This is a genomic window from Thiohalomonas denitrificans (assembly GCF_900102855.1).
Taxonomy (GTDB): domain Bacteria; phylum Pseudomonadota; class Gammaproteobacteria; order Thiohalomonadales; family Thiohalomonadaceae; genus Thiohalomonas; species Thiohalomonas denitrificans.
Map to the genome: position 1 here is coordinate 322,518 of NZ_FMWD01000002.1, position 20,592 is coordinate 343,109.

Below are 20,592 nucleotides of genomic sequence, written 5' to 3' on the forward strand. Positions count from 1 at the left end.
CATGCAAGGACCTGAGTATAAGGACGTTGAGCTGCCTTTCATCCAGCAACTGCAAGGGATGGGGTGGGAGACCATCGAGGGTTCGGTGGAGAACCCTGCCGTAACCTCCCGCGACAGCTTCGCCCAGGTGATCCAGGAGGAGGTGCTGCGCGAGCAGGTCCGCCGCATAAATCCCCGCGAAGGCAAGCCCTGGCTGGACGAGGAGCGACTCTCGCAGGCCGTCGGTGCCCTGACCCGTATTCCTGCCGTCAAGCTCATGGAGGCCAACCAGCAGGCCACCGAGCTGCTCCTGAAAGGCATCTCCATCGACGGCCTGCCCGACTGGGACGGTGGCCGCGGCCAGACAATCCGCTACATCGACTGGGACCACCCCGAGAACAACCGCTTCACCGTCATCAACCAGTACAAGGTGAAGTGCCCGCCAGGTCACGACAGCGTCAAGGGTCACATCATCCCCGACATCGTCCTGTTGGTGAATGGAATTCCGCTGGTGGTGGTCGAATGCAAGAGCCGCATCGTCCCGGAGGGGATGGCTGAGGCGGTGGACCAGTTGCGCCGCTATTCCAACCAGCGCAAGGCTGCCTTCGAGGTGGAGGAGAACGAGGGCGCTCCGGCCCTGTTCCATACCAACCAGTTTGTCATCGCCACCAACTTCGACGACGCCCAGGTAGGCACGATCAGCGCCGCCTTCGAGCACTACCTGAACTGGAAGACGGTGGAGCCCCGCACCGAGGCGGAAGTTGCGGTCGAGCTGGGCGAGAGCCAGCTTTCCAGCCAGCAGCGGCTCATCGCCGGCATGCTGGACCGGCGCAACCTCCTCGACATCATCCGCCACTACGCCTTGTTTACCACCCTGGGCGGCCAGACCGTCAAGCTGGTCTGCCGCTACCAGCAGTTCCGTGCCGTCACCCGCACCATCGAGCGCCTCAAGATCGGCAAGACCCGCCGGGAGGACGGCGAGCACGACCGCCGAGGGGGCATCATCTGGCATACCCAGGGCAGCGGGAAGAGCCTGACCATGGTGTTCCTGGTGCGAAAGCTCCGCACCGACCCGGCTCTGCGCCGCTTCAAGGTGGTGGTGATCACCGACCGCAAGGACCTCCAGCAGCAGCTCTCAGAGACCGCCAGCCTGGCCGGCGAGAGCGTCGAGGTGGCGAAGAAGACCAGTAAGGTGAAGGCCCTGATCAAACGCCCCGGACCGGGACTGGTGTTCGCCACCATCCAGAAGTACCGCGAGCACGATAAGGCTTACCCCATGAAGGAGGAGACACTGGGCTGGGGTCGCCGGGTCGCGGAGGACGCTCCGGTTAAGCCGCCCAAGGTCAGCAAGCCCTTCGATGTACTCAACGAGAGCGAGGACATCCTGGTGATGGTGGACGAGGCCCACCGCACCCAGGCCGGTGACCTACACGCCAACCTGCTCCAGGCCCTGCCCAACTGTGCCCGCATCGGTTTCACCGGTACTCCCATCATCATGGGCGACAAGAAGCGCACCCACGATATCTTCGGGGAGTTCATCGACCGCTACACCATCAAGGAGGCGGAGCGCGACGGGTCCACGGTGCCCATCCTCTACGAGGGCCGCACCGCCACCGGTGCCGTCAAGGAGGGCGGCAGCCTGGATGACCTGTTCGAGGACCTGTTCCGGGAGCGGACCAGGGAGGAGCTGGAGGCCATCAAGAAGAAGTACGCCACCAAAGGGCATATCCTGGAGGCGCCCAAGCTCATCGAGGAGAAGGCGGCGGACATGCTCCGCCACTACGTCACCTACATTCTGCCCAACGGCTACAAGGCGCAGGTGGTGGCCTACAGCCGCCGGGCGGCCATCCGCTACCAGGAATACTTCGAGCAGGCCCGCAAGGCGCTGCAGGAGGAGGCGATGGCCCTGAGCCCCGCAGACAAGGCCATGGACGACGAGGCGCTGATGCAGCGGCCCGCACGGGTCCAGGCGACCGTCCAGGCCTGGCGCCAGCGGGAGCGGCTGGGGCGACTGGAGTTCGCAGTGATCATCAGTGGTGGCAACAACGACGATCCGAGCTGGGCCAGGTGGAGCGACCGGGCCGCGGTGGAGGATCATATCAAGCGCTTCAAGCGGCCGATGACCCACAAGGACCCGGAGAAGGCCGACCCGCTCGCCTTCCTCATCGTCAAATCCATGCTGCTAACCGGCTTCGATGCGCCCATCGAGGGGGTCATGTACCTGGACCGGCCAATCCGGGAGGCGGAGCTGTTGCAGGCCATCGCCCGCGTCAACCGTACCGGCCACGGCAAACAGCACGGCATCCTGGTGGACTACTACGGGGTGGCCAACCACCTGAAGGAGGCCCTAGCCGCGTATAGCGCCGAGGACGTGGAAGGGGCCCTCCAGAGCCTGAAGGACGAAATCCCGCTGCTGCGCGACCGCCATCTGCGAGCCGTGGACGTGCTGCGGGCCCACGGGGTCGAAAGCCTGGACGACATCGAGGAGGCGGTAATCGCCCTCGCCGACGAACAGGTGCGTGCCGAGTTCACAGTCAAGCTCAAGCAATTCACCCAGTCCCTGGACGAGGTCCTACCCCGGCCCGAGGGCCTGGAGTTTACCGCTGATGCCAGGAAGCTGGCCTACATCCATGCAGTGGCCCGCAACCGCTACAAGGACACGCCGGCGCTCGGCAAGGATGTCGGGGCCAAGGTGCGCAAGCTCATCGACGACTACGTGATCTCGCTCGGCATCGACCCGAAGATCCCGCCGGTACAGCTGACCGATGCCGAGTTCGACAGCCATGTCCGCCGCCAGGTCAGCGACCGGGCCAAGGCCTCGGAGATGGAGCACGCCATCCGCTCCCATATCCGCAAGCACCTGGACGAGGACCCGGTGAAGTACGGCAAGCTGAGTGAACGGCTCAACGAGCTGCTGCACAACTTGGAGGACCAGTGGGAGGCCCAGGTCGAAGCCTTCGAGGGGCTGATCCACGAGTTGCGAGAGGATCAGCCAATCCCCGGAGAGGAGCCGTCAGGGCTGCCGCCCCACTACCTGCCCTTCCTGCGCCGGCTCACCGAGGCCAAGCTCGGCGACAAGGCGGAGCCGGACGGTGACACCGCGGCGGTCCTCAATGAGGCGACGATCGAGATCGTGGATACCATCATCGGAGAGATCCGAATTCCCGATTTTTGGAAGCCCTCCCATATTCCCGATCAGGAGCGCCTCAAAGGCCGCCTGTTCGAAGAACTGTTCAATCGCCGCCTGCTCCCCCTCAAAACGCTCGACGCGGCCGTAGACAAGCTGATGGAGCTGGCACGGGCTAACCACGAGAAGCTGATCAAGGTATGAGCGCATTCCAGGTCGATGACCTCGCCTTTGATCTGCGACTGAGCCGCCGCCGAAGGACGGTGCAGATCACCGTCGACCGACGGCGAGCTGGTCCTGGCAGCGCCCCGTGGCACCGATGAGGACGGGAAGCGGCGGAATTATTCGTTTAGCAGCAGGACTAGGATTTTTCCCGCACAGAATCACTCATTCAAACTGTGGAGGAACAACCCAAACCGCCGCACGGGATAGGTGACGCTTTATCTTTTTGCTTTTGCTCCCCACAACTAAGCCGTGCGCTGGCTCTTCATCCACAGGATCTCGAACTATTATTTGCTCGCTGCTCCGGGCGTCCTGAGCGGTAATGGCGGCTAAAGCCATGTCGTCATGACCTTCAAGGGCGCTCTCCGGCGGGCGCCCGGACTCCGCCAGAGTATCTTCAAGTACAACTGACATGGGGGAACCATATCGATCATTATCAAATGCAACAGAAGTAGGGCGCCATGCACCCCGATTGTTGTCCCAAACTATCCAAAGGTCGGGAGCTAATATAACGCGTCTAAAGAGTCGCGTTTCGTCCAGAATCGACGGATCATCCACGTAATCTTCGGACATTCCCAAAATTCTCTGTCGTGGCCCCGCTAGGCTGGGTTTTCTTCGGCCGACAGGTCCTCGATCAGCGTTTTCAAATGCCGCAAGTCATAGCTTACGCTGCCTTCCCACTCGTTTCCGTTCTTATGGTCCTCGAAAAGGACTTCGATCTGAGTGGGTCGCACTACTTCGATCTCTAAATCGATCCCGTTTGTATGCCACTCGATTTGAACGCCTCCCGAAGGCGTGGGGACGATGCTCGGTTCCGGAGTTCCGGCCGAACAAAGTCCCATCAAAGCTTCAATAACAACTTTGATGTTTTCACTAGCGATAGTAAGCGCGCCATACGAGTCCCAGTTCTGAGGAAGTGCGGCGATCCTTTCAAGCCGGCTGATCGCTCGTTTGATCCAATGTGGTGCCCAGTCGCTGGTCAGTGCTTCATCAGCCCGAGAGGTATTTGGTTGCCCCGGAATTTCCGTAAATTCCCGGTTCTGTATCTGTCCAAAACCGTTACTTAGAGTATAAGCTTGGTTCGGTACAGCCATTATTTTCGCCTCCAATGCATGTGCATCAATGGTGTTGTCATTTTTGTAAACTGGTCGACTATCGCGCTGCGGCCAAAATCAAAAAATTTAATCACTCCATCCAGACCCTCGCCCAGCGGACGTCCTCTAGCGGTAAGCGTAAAGACATATACCGGCATCTTGTCACTGGCACGATAGCCAGGCCGGGAGTTGACCCGCAAACGACCTACGAACTCATCTTCTTTATGCATCAGGAAGTTCAGATTTGCTGAAACATCTTCCAAGACGATTCCCTCGGAAGTTCCAAAATTTTGCCAAAAGCTAAAGATCGTCGCGTAATCACAATGCTCTCGCCAGGATTCATCCGCGGGGATATGATTGATATAGGTAATTTCGCATTGCGTCGGTACAAGCCGGCCAATCCCCTCTTGGACCAAGAAACGTGAGAACAGCTCATAATCTTCGACGAATTTTGGGCGGACATGGCTTTCATAGCGAGGATATTCATTCACATCATTTATCCGACGCCAATTGCGGATGAAACGATCTTGTTGGATTTGAATCAATTCCTGGCCATTCTTATTTAGAAACCAGATACGCGGGATTGGTGGCATTTCCCGGAGAGCGAATCGCAGCTGTGGAGTCTCTGGAGGCACTCCGATTCGCTCGATGGATGGTTCTAGCGGCGGATGTTGCTCGATGTCGGTAAAACGATCCTTCACACGATGCCAGAATGAGCCGATCTCCGGAATCGATAGCGTCGTTAGCGGCTCAAATTGAACGTCGAGTACCACCTCCGTAAGAGGAGGGGCGCCGAATTCAGGAAGGTTTGGCATTTTTTCTGATTTCGCCTATTAGAGACGGAGCGCAATCCTTGGGCATTCACCGCCCGGTAGCGCTAATCCTATAGGTGAACTGAGCAAACATGCAAGGCTGAGGTGGTCGTTAATTATCTGGAAGGCATGTCCTTCGTCCGTGCAGAACGCTTTAGCGTGGCCCCCGGGCGGGACGCGGTCCTTAACGAGGCGACTGTGATATAGTGGAGGCCATTCGACGAGAGTAAGATCCCGGATTTTTTGAAACCTCGCACATCCCGGACCAGAGCGCCTCAAAGGGCGCCTGTTCGAAGAACTGTTCAATCGCCGCCTGCTCCCCCTGAAAACGCTCGACGCGACTGTAGACAAGCTGATGGAGCTGGCACGGGCTAACCACAATAAGCTGATCAAGGTATGAGCGCATTCCAGGTCGACGACCTCGCCTTTGACCTGCGACTGAGCCGCCGCCGGAGGACGGTGCAGATCACCGTCGACCGGGGCGGTGAGCTGGTCCTGGCGGCGCCCCGTGGCACCGACGAGGAGGAACTGCGCCGATTCGTGCGGGAGAAGCGCTACTGGATCTACACCAAGCTGGCGGAGAAGGCCCAACTCCAGCGCGCTATCCCAAAAAAGGAATTTGTCGACGGCGAGGGTTTCCTTTACCTCGGCTGTAGCTACCGCCTCAAGCTGGTAGACGACCCCGCCGCATCGCTCAAACTGGTCGGCGGCCGGTTCCACCTGAGCCGCGATCTAGCCGCCTCTGAGGGCCGCTCCCAGTTTGTCCGTTGGTACACCGATCACGGCTACGAATGGCTCTCGCAGAAGGTCTCCGAGTACACGCCCCGCATGGAGGTAAAGCCCGGTGGCGTAAAGGTCCAGGACCTCGGCTACCGCTGGGGCTCTTGCGGCAAGGGCAACTGGCTCTACTTCCATTGGAAAACCATCCTACTGCCTCGGACCGTCGCCGAGTACGTCGTGATCCATGAATTAGCGCATCTACATGAGGGCCACCATACCCCGGCCTTTTGGCGGCGAATCGAGCGTGCGCTCCCCGACTTCGAGCGACGGAAGCGGTGGCTTGCGGCGCATGGGATGGACGCTGAAGGGCTTTGAACGACAGCCTCTCTCCCAGGCTTGTATCGGGAGCAGTGAAGTAGGGCGGGCTACTCCTGCTCGTCCCAGTCATCCTGAACCCAGCCCCGTCTGGTGGGGCAACCCCGTGTCGGTTCGACTCCGACCCTCGGCACAAATCTTTTCAAGTAGTTACCCACATCAGTCACTGTCTTTTAAATATCTTCCTCCACCTGATGAGACACTGGCGGGACACTTCGGAGCAAAATCCGCTTTCACTTGGGAGCTGGTCACTGGGCCCTTAAACTGGAGTGGGCTTGCCCCGAATTCCGCTATCGACCCTGAGCGGTCGTTCCAATGACGGAACGGAAAGCTGGTCAAAATTTACCCTCCGCCCCCTTTTCACCGGCGATTTCTCCGGCGTTGCCGCAATCCATGTAGTATGCAAGGATTCTCGCGATTAGATAACCGGATCATTTTCTATGGCGCGCATTGTTCTCATTACGGACGCTTGGGGACCGAAGTTCGGCGGCATCAACGCACTGAACACGGATCTGGCCAAGGCGTTAGGCGTCCTGCTGACGCCGACTACCGAGGTCCTCTGCGTAGTCCTGAAGGCTGAACCTGAAGACGTGGAGGACGCCCGCCGCAGCAATGTACATTTGCTCTCAATTGGCGCTAGTCGCGACCACGGCTTGTTCGAGGTTTCCCGTGCCACGGATGTGGTTAACGCGGTAGGTAAGGCCGATGGGGCGACGTGGTGGGTGGGGCACGACATCATCACCGGCGAATTGGCTGTCTCCCTGCCGGGTGCCGCCGGCTTCGGCCGCTCCGCCGTCATTCACCACATGAGCTACATCGATTATCAGTCCTATAAGCACGGTGCGGGACAGGAGGCCAAGAAGAAGTACGATCGGCAAAAGCACATATTCAAGGCCGCCGACCACGTCTTCGGGGTTGGGCCTCTGTTGTACGACCGCGTCTTGGACTTCCCGGGCTGCTCGGAGCAGAAGGTATCCATGCTGATCCCCGGCCTCGCCGAGATCGAGCCACAGCCACTCCCGCGTACCTTCAATGGAATGGTCTTCGGCCGCCTGGACCCGGAGAACGACCGCATCAAGCAGGGGAGGCTCGCAATCGCCGGCTTCGCAACAGCCTGCAAGAAGGCCTCTTCTCCGGGTGGTCCGGCCGCATTGCAGGGCGCCCGCCTTCACGTCATTGGCATCCCCGAGCCGGGAGGCGAGGAGGAACAGTCGTTGCGCCGTTTCGCTGCCGAAAAGGCCGGGCGCGTTCTCATGCTGGTGCCGCTGCCCTATGACGACAGCCGCGCCTCCGTATTCGAGTCCTTGGCCCGCGCCAGCGTTGCCATGATGCTCTCCTGGCACGAGGGTTTCGGCTTGACCGGCTGGGAGGCTGTCGCAGCGCAGGTACCGCTCGTGGTCAGCCGTGGCACCGGCGTCTATCAGCTCGTCGATCAGAAGTTGGGTGGCGCCGGCCTCGGCTGCTTGGAGGTCATCGATGTGCGCGGCCAAGAGGAAGGGGAGGGTGAGGACAACTTCCAACAGCAGGACGAAGATGAGGTAGCCGCCGCCCTGCTGAGCATCGCTGCCGCTCCGGAGCGCGCAAAGCAGGATGCCCGTATGCTGCACGAATTGCTAAAGGAGCGGTGCGGCTTCACCTGGACCAATGCAGCCAGGAGCGTTGCCGAGGCCCTAGCCATCGCTCTCCCGGAGCGGACCCCCGCGCCTTTGCCGGCCTGCATCCCGGCCACAGATACCCCGGACTCCGTCCCTGCAGAGGCGACACCGCCGCAGCTCGACGACCTACTGGAGCTGCGTGAGCCCCGCTGGCAACCTGGCTGTGGGCTGGCCGAAAGTCAGCTCCTGCGTGCCGAGGAGCGCAGCGTCCCGTTTCACCCGTCGCGCCGCCCCCTGTTGGAAGAGGTACTGCACTGGGCGCAAGCGGACAGCCAGCCAGCGGTGGCCTTGCAGTTGCGCATTGGAAGCGGCGGTGCGGGAAAAACGCGGCTGATGCTGGAGGCATGCCACGAGCTCGAGGCGGCCGGCTGGCGTGCCGGCTTCCTGCAAAGTGGAGCCAACCAAGACCTCTCGCGACGCGCTGCAAACCTGATTGGCATATCCCCCCGCCTCTTAATCGTCGTCGACTACGCGGAGGCTCGCCGCCAGGAGGTCATCGAGCTGGTTAGGGCGGCCCTAAATGCGCCCCCAGAAAATCGAGTGCGCATTATGCTCCTGGCCCGCACCGCCGGTGACTGGTGGGACCACCTCCCGGAGGACCATCCAGCCATCGATGGCTTTCTCACCGGGGGCGCCGTTACTGGCCCCTATCCATTAACGCCGGTACGACTGGAGGGTACCGAAAGGGAGGAGGTATTTCGCGAGGCACTGGCCGCCTTCGCCGAGCGACTGCACCGCGATTCGGCTGGCTGCCCGGTACCCGATCTGAGCGAACCACACTTCGGCCAGGTCCTATTCATCCATTTAAGCGCCCTTGCCACCCTGTTCGGCGAACAGCCCGACACTGTCACCGGCCTGCTGGATGCCACATTGCGCCGGGAGCATCGCTATTGGCACCAGGCCGCGGCGGACGCCGAACTCAGGCCACTCGTCGCCGATGGCGTCGACCAAACCATGGCCCTCATCACCCTGGCGGGCGGGACCCGGAGCGCAGGCTCAACGCGAGCCCTTGTCGCCGCCGCGCCCATACTTCACCACTGCACCGACGCGGAAAAGCAGACCGTATTCCGGCTGCTGGGTGCCTTCTATCCACTACGGGGGGGTATCGACGCTCTACGTCCGGACCTGCTAGGGGAGCGGCTCGTGGTAAAGGAACTCATCAAAGACGACGAGCTGCTGGATGTCGTCCTGTGCGCTGGCGCCGACGAACAAGTGGCGAGGAGCGCCCTGACGGTCCTGACCCGTATGGCCCGCACCAACGCCACCGATGAAGAGTGGCTGCGCCGAGGCCTGGAGCGCCACCTGGAGGCGCAGGCGCAAAGCGCCGTGGACATCGCCATCGAGATTGGCGATCCCATTGGCCGGATAATGGCCGCCGTGCTGGAACAGAGCCCCAAGGGCAGGCAGCACCAGGTCGCCATGCACCTGAATCTACCGCGCGCGACCGTTTCCTTAAGGGAGTTGGCCCTCGTCGCCGCGCGGGTCAGGGTCAATCGGTTGGCGGACAAGGGCCGGCCCCGTGGCCAAAAAGCCGTTGTCCAGCTCTTCAAAGCCTATCTGGAGTTGGGCAAGCGGCTAGGCGACGTCGGAAATCACGAAGAAGCAGTCGATGCGTGCCGGCGCGCCCTAGAACTTTTGCAAACGAGGGCCCGCCGCGACTGGCAGACCGAGGCCATGGCTGCCAGTGCGGAAGGCAACCTTGCCGTCAATTTGCGGAATATCGGCTCTTATGAGAATGCGCTTGTATACGCCGAAAAGGTCTATGTGACGTTTCGCAACCTGGCCGCCGCCCGACCCGATGCCTTCCGCGCCAACCTAGCGGTCTCGCTTAACACCTTCGCCAATCGCCTGAGCGAACTCGGGCGCTACGAGGAGGCCTTGACGCGGGCCCAGGAGGCCTATGACCTCTACGAGGAGTTGGCTGCTGCCCAACCCGATGCCTTTCGTGCCAACCTGGCGGGCTCGCTCCAGAATCTCGCCAATCGCCTGGGCGAACTCGGGCGCTACGAGAAGGCCTTGGAGCGGGCCCAGGAGGCCTATGACATCTACGAGGAGTTGGCGGCCGCCCGACCCGATGCCTTTCGCGCCAATCTGGCGGCCTCGCTCAACACCCTGGCCAATTACCTGGGCGACCTAGGGCGCTACAAGGAGGCCTTGACGCGGACCGAGGAGGCCTATGACATCTTCGAGGAGTTGGCTGCTGCCCGACCCGATGCTTTCCGCGCCGAACTGGCGGGCTTGCTCAACAACCTGGCCAATCGCCTGGACGACCTCGGACGCTACGAGGAAGCCTTGGAGCGGGCCCAGGAGGCCTATGACATCTACGAGGAGTTGGCGGCCGCCCGACCCGATGCTTTCCGCGCCGAACTGGCAATGTCGCTCAACAATTTCGCTACTTGCCTGAGCGACCTCGGGCGGTATGAGGAGGCCTTAGCCCGCACCCAGGAGGCCTATGGTATCTATGAGGGGTTAGCCGCCGCCCGACCCAATGTCTTCAGCACCGACGTAGCAATGTCGCTCAGCAATCTCGCCTGTCACCTCAGCGACTTGGGGCGCTACGGGGATGCCGTGGCGCGCGCCAAAGAGGCGCACACCATAAGCGCGGAATTGGAGCAGATCCGTCCGATGGTCTCGCACGAATTGACCGCAGGCACCGGCGCCAACTACGCACATGCACTCATACGCCATGGCCGCGCAGCCGAAGCAGCCAAGCTAGCTCGCGCCTCCACGACCCGCTACGAACAGCTCCGCGCCGGTCCACGCGGCGGTGTCGTTGCACCTGAATTTGCCGGTTGCCTTGCGATCCTAGCCGAGGCCCTGCTCATCACGGGGGAGCACGACACGGCGCTCCGGCACAGCCGGGATGCCTGCGATATCTGGTCTTCGGTGCTTGAGTCCCGGTCGGGGCTCTTCGAGGACCGAGTGGCGTTCGCCTGGGCTATCCGCGCCCGTTGCGAAGAGGCCTCTGGAGAACGTGCAGAATTGCATCAGAGTGCTGGCCGTGGTTTGCGGCATTTCGAAGCGGACCTGGCACGGCGTCCCCGCCCATTGACACCGCACATGTCCGAGGTCCAGGGGCACCTGCTGCGGCTCATCGAACCGATCTCGTAGCATACGACCACCCCGCCGGGTGGTTCGCGGTAGAGAGTGACGATGACCTTGGCGTCGCTTCGACCGCTACGCGGCCCACCGGACCTAAGGCTACGCGAGTAGCGTATCCCCACCTGAGCAGCCACCTCACACCCTTCATGGCCGTGCGCCGCGCCAGTTCGACCACCCATAAATGGGGACAGACCATGGGTCTCCGGCCTTGCAAACGGCTGCTCCTGACCTTGGTGGTAAGCGGCCCGGAGAACACGCTCATCCGGCCCCTGGCCTCTAAAAAGGCCCGGCTCAGGCGCCCGCAAAAGCGTCCCACCCTGGGCCGGTCCTAGGCGGAAATATCGCGCCGCCTTTGTGGGTCGCTTGGCGTTCACTCTTCGTAGTACCGAGGTCGCCAACCTGTCCCATCAACTCGCTTCGTCCGAGGTAGGTAGTCCTAATCTCGAATGGTCCTGGAACTTCAGCGACAGATTGGCTCTCTTTGCAAGACCCGCCTGCGGAGTTGTGAGAGCGCTCATCATACTTATGGCAACAATTGAAAAGCGAGTGACCGACGACTGCCAGACCCGCTGTCGGGTCAAGGTCCGCGTGCGCGGCTATCCGCCGCACAGCATCCCGCCCAGCTAGTTACCCCCTAGCTGGTCGTCTCGGCAAGGACCTCTACTTTTCTCTACCACTTGAACTGACTCCGGCCGAGTGAGCCATCCGTGGCTCAGCCCTTGTAGGCACCTCCTTTAGCTTTCGGAGCCGCGGTGCGGAACGAAAAAATTGCACCAGCGGGGAGCCGACTCCCAAAGATTCGTGGGAGTTTTCGGTTGTCCCACCATGCAATGGCCGACTCCGGGGCTTCCTGTGCGGGTAAAGTGTTTGCAGCTTCGGCACTGGACCTGCTCGGGGCGGGGGATGAGTCTGCCGTGGCGACGGTTGTCGCACCACGGACACCCCTCCACCCGCATGGGTTTCCAAAGCCAGACAGGGCCACAGCCAGCACAGACTGCCGGGTGGGTGTAGTGCGACGGACGTCTCCCCGCCTCGATAAGGCAGCGGTCTGCCACCAAGCGAGCAAAACCCCGCAGCTCATCGTCCGTTATCTTGCCTTTTTGCCAGTCGCTGACGTCCGACCCGCTCATGCGTTCGCGGATTTGGCTCGGCTCAACGGTGAGCCCCTCGCACGCCAATTTGAGAGCTTCGTTGAGTGAAACGCTCGACTCGGCAGGATGGCGAGGCAACTGCTCCGGGGGAAGTGGGGTAGGCGGGGTATATGCCTGAATTTCCGCCTGTTTTTCCGTCCCCCCGGCCATGGTATGCCGGGGGGCATGGGGGATGTAAGATGCCCCCATCCGGTTCAGAACCTCGGCAAAACTCATAATGCCTCCTCCGAGCCGGGGCGAATGATATAGAACCGTTTCGACTGGCCTCCGAGCCAAACCTTCTTGGAACGCTTCCCTTTCTCGCGCTCGACGATCCATCCGGCTCTATCGAGGGCGTCTGCTATCCGGTGCGGATCAAATCCGGGCGCGGCGTCTTTCAGGCCCGCCGAGTTGAGTAGCCACTGGCGCTCTTCCCCGATGTCCCTCCAATACCCAGCGCGATCTCGCACCGAGTCGCTAGAATGGATCGCTGAAAACCGGCTATCTCCATGGCGCGCGATGAACTCCTGAACGTTGCGAAGGATCTGCCGGTCCTCCGTTAATCCGTCTCCGCGGTATCGGCGCCACATCTGGTAGGCCTCGATTGCGGCTTCCATAGCCTCCCCGGCGCGCCACCCGGTAATGCCGTACTCGGTCGCCAATTCCCCGGCCATTCCAACCAGAGCGAAGATGGCAGCGGCCCGCCCCTCAATACCGCTCTCCGACTGAAAACCAGGCAGAGTCGAAGTCCCTGCCCACCATTCAGCTAAATCTCGATCATGAGCCAACAGGTGCTCCACAAATGCAGGTCCTGCATGGCCGTGGTGCTGGTCGGTCGCCCTTTTCATCGCATCCGCGAAAGCTCGCCCGTTAGCAAACTGGTGGAGCTCATCGAAAACGCCGTGGGCCCGATCTGTCACAGGGAGGTCAAGTAGGCGTGCCCCCTGCCCAGCCTTGGGCTGGCGCCCAGCCTCACCCATATGAGCTGCAAAAGAACGCTCACCACTCGAAAGTGCCACAAGGCGCCAACGGGCCGATTTTCTCGCTCGCCCCGCGCGGTTGGCGCGCTGCTTCCCTTGGCCGTTGGCGAGGGCATAGATAATGGAGCCGACATCACGGGGGTCGGACTCGCTGATCTCGTCCAGCGGCAGGAAAGTATCGTTCAGCGCGGCCGCAGTCCCCTCCATGCCGTTACTCGTTGCACGCCACGTGCGAACGTAATTCGGACCACCCCAAACACTCGCGGCCGCCTGGAGGGCGGTGGTTTTCCCTAAACTGGAGTCACCCACAAAGTGAATGCCCGCGCCGCCGCTCTCCTGCTGTTTCGCCAAGCGCAACAGCGGTCCGGAAAAGGCTGCCGATAAAGCCAAAACCAAAACCGGATTATCCCCGCACGGCTCAGCCACATTGGTACGCCAGGACTCCAGGGTGCCGCGCCGCGTGTAGGCATCGTGCTCTGGATGCTCCGATTGATACCTCACGCTATCGTCACCGATGGTCCCCTGCGGGAGGACGAAAGATTTGCCATCCAAATGCCAGCCCGTCCGGGTGGCCGCAATCATGCGAGGTTCCGGAAACTGCTCCATGAGCCAGCGGCTCAGATAGCTACGATTCGAAGGGTCGATTCGAACGCCCATGTCCAACAGCTCACGCCGGATTTCCTCACCACTCCCGGCCAGCATGGAGAGAGGTGCCGCCCACTCCCGCCATGCGCCGCTAGAAGTTTTGAAGCGAAGCAACAATCCGTGATTATTGCCGTACTCGCCCTCGGTGAGGGCGATGGCATGGATGGGGGTACAGATCCAGAAGTCGATGGGCTCCGGATCATCACCCCGCCCCCAGCCATGCCAATAGAGCCCCGGGGGCATGAGCTTTTCACCCAACATGAGCGACTCGTCGTGGACGGCAAAGCTAGGCCGATCGATCGCAGGTTCGGAAGGGTTGTCAGGATGAGGGTCCGGGGTAACAGCCTCGATTAGTGCCCCCCCGTCCCCCGAGACTGAAAAGCCCAGGGGGCGGCGCAAACCCGCGTCAGAGTGCGTTCTCCCCTCGGCTCCCCCCTTCCCCTCAGCTTCCTGGCGTACCTGTTCTGCGGGGAGTGTCGGCTGGTTAACGGAACCCTTAGTCATGAGCCACCTCCGCTTCGTACCACAGTGCCGCCAGGTCGTTGAAGTCCGTCAGGTCATCGGGCGCGTTCGGCGGCCACGAAGGGAAAATAGCTTTCCCCCCTATGGCATGTGCGGCCTCCATCGCCTTTTGGACACCCGGGTTCCCCCGGGTCTGACGGTCGTCATCGCCAGCGATAATGATCTCCGCCTGGGGACTACAGCTACAGATGGCCAGTGCGACACGCTTGAGGTTGCCGGCATCGATTGCCGCCAGCACGAGCGCATCGGGATTATCTCCGGCCAGAGTGCGGCCGGTGGCCCACCCTTCACAGATAATCACCTGTCCCATCGAAAGGTCGCCCGCAACCGGGATAAAGCCCCCCTTTTTCCGACCGCCCGGGAGTAGCCTTTTGCTGCCATCCTCTCGAATAAATTGAAGCGATATGATCCGTTTGCGGGTATCGGTGACCGGAAGGACGAGAGCGCTTTTGTAAATACGCGCAATACCAGCCGTAATCCCCTTGCGCATCAGGTATGGGTGAAGGTTGGTCGCAGGGAGAGAGTCGTTCCAGAGTGCCACCGCACGGCGGGCCGCCTGGGCCTGCTTTTCCCGGCGTTCTTTTTCAAGCCGTTCCTTGGTATGGGCAGCTTGGCGACGCAGGGCGAGCCTGTCAGTCCGGGACAATCGACCTTGAGCTTTGGGGTGCCAAAGTTTATAAAGCCCAGTCGAAAAATCGCCGAAACACCCACCGAGACCGTCCTGAAATAACACGCACCACCCTGCCTGATTTTTCCGGGACTTGCCTTCTCCCGGAAACCGGTGGATTTTGCCAGGCTCAACCGTGGCGGGGGGCTCCAAACCAGCGTCACGGATGGCGTCCAAGAACTCCAACATGAGATCCGACATGTCGCAGCCTCCTTATTCCGACGTCCAGCCAGTCGGATCGCTGCACCAGCGGTTGATCTCATCTTCGCGCCAACCCACGGCACGGGCGCCGAGGCGTACCGCAGCCGGGAAACGGTCTTGGGCGATGTAGTTGTAGAGAGTGCTTTTACTCAGAGCCGTCCGCTTACACACATCACGGAGGCGGAGGAAACGAAGGGTATTCGGATTGCAGCTGGCCGCACCAGTCATAAGAGTTCTCCTCTTCTTAGACTCGGCCAGCTCTTGGGCGCAACTAGACACAGGAAGCCGGCCGAGCGATTTTTAATCGTCGACTCGTTTCGCTGTCCTGCGTCCAGTCCGCTCGCGCACAATGGTGCGCGAATCGGTCGCCCGCTCCATGTAACGCCGTATCCTCCCGGCGCACGAGCGACCTTTTTTCAAACTACAATCAACTTCCTCGTAGTGCAACCCCCTTTTTTGGACCTGACTGGTCTGGCAACAAACACAAGGGGTATATCTGGGGGTTATGCTAAAAAACCCAACAAAGCGAGGACTTCTGCGGATATTGCGGATTCTGCGTGGTAGGGGGTGGCTTCCGCCCCAACTACCTGCCCTTCCTGCGTCGGCTCACCGAAGCCAAGCTGGCGGGTGTGGTGGATCATCAGGGGAGGCTACCTGTTGAGCTCCGTGTCGCGACGGAACGGCCGAGCCCGAAGGACTCGACGGCCTTCTGGTGGAGGGCTCGACGGCTTTCTGGTCGCCGGCATGCGGTCTGTACGGCCCGTGCGCCGGGTTCGGGTCGTGTCCGTGCCTTGTTGGCCACCAGATCCTGCACCGTGGGGGACTTCGCCTGAGATTGCTGCTCTGGGGGGGTACTCATGAAGAAGTTGCGACCATGTTGCGACCGAACAGGAAAATACCTGATCTTACGTCTTGGTTAATTGAAGCAACCTATTGATTTTATGGTGGGCCCACCAAGATTCGAACTTGGAACCAATGGATTATGAGTGCTATTGTTTAGCCGCCCCTCAACGCCTATTCCTGTTGTTTCAATGCGTTACAAACATATTTAACGCCTTCTAATCCCTGTTAGCGCCTTTTTTGTGGACAAATGGTGGACACTATGCGGCCTTACCTAGTAATCGTCGCTCGAACAATCCCCGCCCCATCCATTCGCGCAATTCCGTTTCACTGCGGCCCCGTGAACGGTAGAACGAGACAATATCCGGAAAGAAGCCAAGCCGCTTAACCTGAGTCCACAGGATATCCAAATTCCAACCCATCCGAGCGCCCACGGTGATTAGGTTTCCCAGGATATTGCCATAGTTACGCCCTACCCCTTCGGTATCGGTTTTCTTTGTACGCCGGATTTCCAGGCGCGATGCTGGATGATAGAACTCAACATCATCCCGCAGCAGTTGCCAGAACGGATTAATAAACGTGCTGGTGAAGTCCAGGCGGTTCAGTTGCAGCGCATAGCGCCAGAAGTCAGTCAGATGTTCAGCCACCTGATCAAACCGGGCCAATTCCACGCCCATTCCGTTTCCAATCTCCCGCACCACCTGATGATGAAAACGTGCCTCGAAGCGCCACACAGGCGCGTCAGCGTCGAATCCACCAAAAGTGTGAGTTAACCATTCATCGTGCCAGAAGTCGACCTTATCCCGTTTGACGATTTCCTTATCTTTCCGGTAGGCCGTGAATTGCAGCGAATCCGCTTTACCCCACAGATAAGTATCACTGTCCCCGTACATCACGCACACATCGCGTAGGCCGGCGATCTCAACCTCTCCAATCCCTGACCAGTCCTGTACTGCCCGAGCGCGTGACACGAACTTTTGGCGCATGTCTTCCGGTGGTTTCCAACCTTGCACATCGGTTGCCAGATGCACGGCCACCCCGTCCGCTTTCCAATCACCCACAAAGTAATTCGCCAGTAAATCTAGCTGTTCCTGAATCTGCTTAACCCCACGTTGCGCGATGAAATGCGGCGATAGTTCAATCTTCACGTGAGGCCCTGGCGCATCTTCCACACAGAAATGGGATTTAATCAGGACTGTGAAGCCTTCGGCATTCGACTGAAACTTATGCTTATACCCGCTGCCGACTGGCGCACGACCCACGTGCACCGGTCCCCACGCCGTCTGTTCCCAAATTTCACCGCCGTTATCACCGCTTACCTCCAACTCTGCAAGCACATCGGCCCGCAACATGCCCCGATACAGTTGCCGGACTGTATCAACGCCCGCCCGACACACTAAAACCGACGACAAATCGAACAACTTACCCCCCGCCGCACCTGAAACGAAAATCCGCCCATCCGTTGCTGGCTCCAACGTCGCGGCACTCAACCTATCCCAGTTCTTTGCCTTAGCCATGCGTCCCCCTACATGCAGTTAGTGGCGGCGAATTCGCCTAACCACTTTTCGTAGACCAGACGTGTTACAAGCACGTCTGATTACCCCCGAGCCGACCGACGCGCCCCACTCGCAGGCTCCCGCCCCGCGTCGGTCGGCCGGGGTTCCGTCCAGGCAGGTTTATTTTCATGCTGTGGATCACCGCGGCCCCGGCAATGAGCGTATCGAATCACAGGCCCATAGCCTAACCGCACCAAACACCGTGAAAGCGGTTCGACCAGATAACCCGCATTTCGTAAATCGTACTGATCGAGGTGGTAAGATTCTCCATCCCGCTCGGCAGCGAACATCAATCGACCATTGATTGAACCGATAGCGGCTAACTCATAGCCCTGATACGGTTCGTTCACCTGACGAATTGAATTTGATACCGGTCGTTGTTGACCCAACAAACTTACCGACTCACTTGTGTTGTCCCTGGCGGCATTTTCCATAGTATCCGCAGTATCTCCGGCTGATAACTGCGATTGAGCTACCCATAAGAGCAGCCCTAGCAGCACCCCCAACAAAGGCAGTAACAGCAGCTTGCCCGGCAATCGTTTGCGCACTGTATGCACCGACGCCGATTTATACGCACCGAATGCATCTTTCGGGTATTTCCAACGGGATTTTAAGGCGTCCTTCTCCACACCTCTCCGTTGCGGATCTACACATACTTGCCATTCATAGACCACCGCATAGGAATGGCCGAATGGACGCATTACGTGCTGATGACGCTCAACGAGCTTGCGCACATGAGCATCTATCAAATGCGGGTGTTGAGTGACTAGAACGACATCGTGCCCCCGGTGTCGATGAGTCTCGAATGGGCTAACGTGTTCGGGCACTCGAGCGCCAGACGGGCGAACAGGAAACGTCTGCTGCGCCTCATCGATAACGATGATTGCACCATCCGGCAGTAAGTGCCATTGGAACGGGTCCGCCAATTCATGCCAATCGAGTTTTAATTCCGGTATGCCGTGGTAATAGACCGGACGACCTTCTTTAATGCGCCGTTCTTCGACGTCAACGATGGTTCGCAGCGTTTTTCCGTGACCCGGTAATCCTGTAGTTAACCATATCGCCATTTTTCTTTACCTGTTATGCCGGGAACTTTCCGCCTGGTGGCTGCCAAACAGAACCGGTTTTCTTTCCACCTGACCAGCCACTAATCGCAGCACGCACAGAAAACGCCGAAACAATCAACGCTATAGCCTGATCAATTTTAAGAAGCGCGACCATAGCCAGCATTTCAGACGGCAACCCAGATAATGCACCTTGCATATAACTCATTAGTTCATCCATGACGTATGACAACCCTAAATACGTCACAAAACCCAATCCCAACGCGGCAACCACTTTATAAACCAGCGGCGCAATCAACGTCAGCAGCGAACCCCAAAACATTCCAATAACTGGTAATGCCATTAGTTGATCCCCTCTCCAACCGCTTTGACCGCGACCATGCCCGCTATCATCATAACGAGCGCACTCAACCATCCCGCCAAATCACATAATGGTTGAAATGAAAATCGAACATCCGCGCCCAACACATCAACCGTGCGAGCCGGTGGACAACTGGCCGTATCACCTAGCCATCCGCCATCTGTGACTAACATATCCGACACGTCTATTTCGGAATATCGACTATCATCAGTCTCCAATGTGGCTAACGCCGCAACCGCCTCATCCGGCGCCCCAAAGATTTCATCAACACCGCACCGAATTTCCCACGCCATTTGCAATTGGCCACACGCAATATCATCACCTGTACACACTGGAGCCGAATCACAACCATTAAACGTCACCTCACCCTCTGCCGGCGGCTCCTCCTCAGAATCCTCTATCCCATCATTATTCGCGTCTGTATCCGCGTTATCACCGATGCCGTCACCATCCGTATCAGCCCACTCGGTTGGATCGTCGGGGAATGCGTCCGACCCGTCCGGAACGCCATCATTATCACGATCGGTATCGGCGTTATCACCCAGGCCATCACCATCTGTATCGGTTGTTTCGTTGGGGTCTTCCGGGAACTGGTCGGCGTTATCGCCTACGCCGTCACCATCGGTGTCCGTTGTTTCGTTAGGGTCTTCCGGGAACTGGTCTGCATTATCACCTACTCCATCGCCATCCGTATCGGTTGTTTCATCAGGATCATATGGAAACGCATCTTCTTCATCCGGGACACCATCATTATCGGCGTCAGGTGGTACCGGGTCCGTCTCTGTACCATTCGGATCGACACATGTTGTGCCATTAAATTCATAACCCTCTGGACATCCAGTTACCGGCGCATCAGGGTCCGAAATCAAACTAAAATGGTCTAAATCCGCACCACACTGACCGCCGGTATATTTCATTTCTCCATAAATCGAAAAAGTCCCGTCCGCATCTTCCGTAATATCCCATTCCGAAACATACGCCTCACAACCGTCTATTTCACAATAAGGATCATGCTCCGGAATATATGGCTCCGAATATCCACTATCACCATGATATTGCCGAGCGATAGTATTTGCCTCTGGACAATCCCCAAGACACTCACCATCAACCGGAGCCCGACCATCCGCGCAAACATACCCGTATACATACCTATTATATTCACCCCCTCCACTCGATGAAGGCCCAACATACTCCTCCCAATAATATGATGCACCACCCCCCGTTCCGCACACGTCCGGATCACCATAGTAATATGCCGATTGCGCACAAGCCGCCCCGTCATTTTCCGATTTACATACACTGGCAGCATCTAGCCCTTTATAAACACACGACCAAGTGAATTCATTTGGCCCGTTAGTTGTTGTGACCCCCATTCCCGCATTCGACACCAGCAATAGCACTAATCCGATAACACGATATAAAACGCAACAGTCAGAACGAGCAACACGAACCATTCGAGTGGCATTTATTTTCTCCATTTTGCTATCCGTAGTTATTCCCCGCCCACAAAAAAAAGGGGCTGCATAGTCGCCCATGCAGC

13 protein-coding genes are annotated in these 20,592 nt (G+C 59.2%); 3 read left to right on the forward strand and 10 right to left on the reverse strand.

Going from position 1 to position 20,592, the window contains the following annotated elements; genetic code table 11:
• Position 1 precedes the first annotated feature (1 nt).
• Positions 2-3,310, forward strand: a complete 3,309-nt coding sequence (locus tag BLP65_RS04090; protein ID WP_092992889.1) for a type I restriction endonuclease subunit R — start codon at positions 2-4, stop codon at positions 3,308-3,310.
• A gap of 183 nt (positions 3,311-3,493) precedes the next feature.
• Here the strand turns inward: BLP65_RS04090 and BLP65_RS16610 are convergent, their stop codons facing one another.
• Genes BLP65_RS16610 through BLP65_RS04105 form a run of 3 tightly spaced genes read right to left on the reverse strand, consistent with a single transcriptional unit; the run spans position 3,494 to position 5,237 of the window.
• Complete coding sequence (locus BLP65_RS16610; RefSeq protein WP_139181411.1) at positions 3,494-3,901, reverse strand: hypothetical protein; 408 nt, start codon at positions 3,899-3,901, stop codon at positions 3,494-3,496.
• 26 nt (positions 3,902-3,927) lie between these two features.
• Positions 3,928-4,422, reverse strand: a complete 495-nt coding sequence (locus tag BLP65_RS04100; RefSeq protein WP_092992893.1) for a hypothetical protein — start codon at positions 4,420-4,422, stop codon at positions 3,928-3,930.
• Positions 4,422-5,237, reverse strand: a complete 816-nt coding sequence (locus tag BLP65_RS04105; protein WP_092992895.1) for a TIGR04255 family protein — start codon at positions 5,235-5,237, stop codon at positions 4,422-4,424. Before BLP65_RS04105 ends, BLP65_RS04100 begins: the two co-directional genes overlap by 1 nt.
• A 393-nt stretch (positions 5,238-5,630) precedes the next feature.
• On the opposite strand from BLP65_RS04105, the gene BLP65_RS04110 reads away from it, so the two are divergent.
• Together BLP65_RS04110 and BLP65_RS04115 are read left to right on the forward strand one after the other, a co-directional pair.
• The gene (locus BLP65_RS04110) at positions 5,631-6,329 is read left to right on the forward strand and encodes a M48 family metallopeptidase (RefSeq protein ID WP_092992897.1); all 699 of its coding nucleotides are present in this window, start codon (positions 5,631-5,633) and stop codon (positions 6,327-6,329) included.
• A gap of 440 nt (positions 6,330-6,769) precedes the next feature.
• Positions 6,770-11,095 (forward strand): tetratricopeptide repeat protein, encoded by a 4,326-nt coding sequence (locus BLP65_RS04115; RefSeq protein ID WP_092992899.1) that lies wholly within the window; start codon positions 6,770-6,772, stop codon positions 11,093-11,095.
• Positions 11,096-12,449: 1,354 nt separating this feature from the next.
• Here BLP65_RS04115 and BLP65_RS04125 read toward each other — a convergent pair.
• From BLP65_RS04125 to BLP65_RS16615, 7 genes are all read right to left on the reverse strand, one after another.
• Complete coding sequence (locus BLP65_RS04125) at positions 12,450-14,102, reverse strand: DUF927 domain-containing protein (RefSeq protein ID WP_245688231.1); 1,653 nt, start codon at positions 14,100-14,102, stop codon at positions 12,450-12,452.
• Positions 14,103-14,337: 235 nt separating this feature from the next.
• Positions 14,338-15,009: a toprim domain-containing protein gene (locus BLP65_RS04130; RefSeq protein WP_175452431.1), complete on the reverse strand. Its 672-nt coding sequence runs from the start codon at positions 15,007-15,009 to the stop codon at positions 14,338-14,340.
• Positions 15,010-15,243: 234 nt separating this feature from the next.
• Positions 15,244-15,459, reverse strand: a complete 216-nt coding sequence (locus tag BLP65_RS04135; RefSeq protein ID WP_092992907.1) for a helix-turn-helix transcriptional regulator — start codon at positions 15,457-15,459, stop codon at positions 15,244-15,246.
• Positions 15,460-16,331: 872 nt separating this feature from the next.
• Positions 16,332-17,588, reverse strand: a complete 1,257-nt coding sequence (locus tag BLP65_RS04140; protein ID WP_139181412.1) for a hypothetical protein — start codon at positions 17,586-17,588, stop codon at positions 16,332-16,334.
• A gap of 80 nt (positions 17,589-17,668) precedes the next feature.
• A complete protein-coding gene (locus BLP65_RS04145) occupies positions 17,669-18,694 on the reverse strand; it encodes a zonular occludens toxin domain-containing protein (protein WP_092992911.1) in 1,026 nt (341 codons plus the stop codon).
• A 13-nt stretch (positions 18,695-18,707) separates the two neighbouring features.
• The gene (locus tag BLP65_RS04150; RefSeq protein WP_175452432.1) at positions 18,708-19,034 is read right to left on the reverse strand and encodes a DUF2523 domain-containing protein; all 327 of its coding nucleotides are present in this window, start codon (positions 19,032-19,034) and stop codon (positions 18,708-18,710) included.
• A complete protein-coding gene (locus BLP65_RS16615; RefSeq protein WP_217631892.1) occupies positions 19,034-20,530 on the reverse strand; it encodes a thrombospondin type 3 repeat-containing protein in 1,497 nt (498 codons plus the stop codon). The genes BLP65_RS04150 and BLP65_RS16615 overlap by 1 nt, the downstream gene beginning before the upstream one ends.
• Between the last annotated feature and the right edge of the window lie 62 nt (positions 20,531-20,592).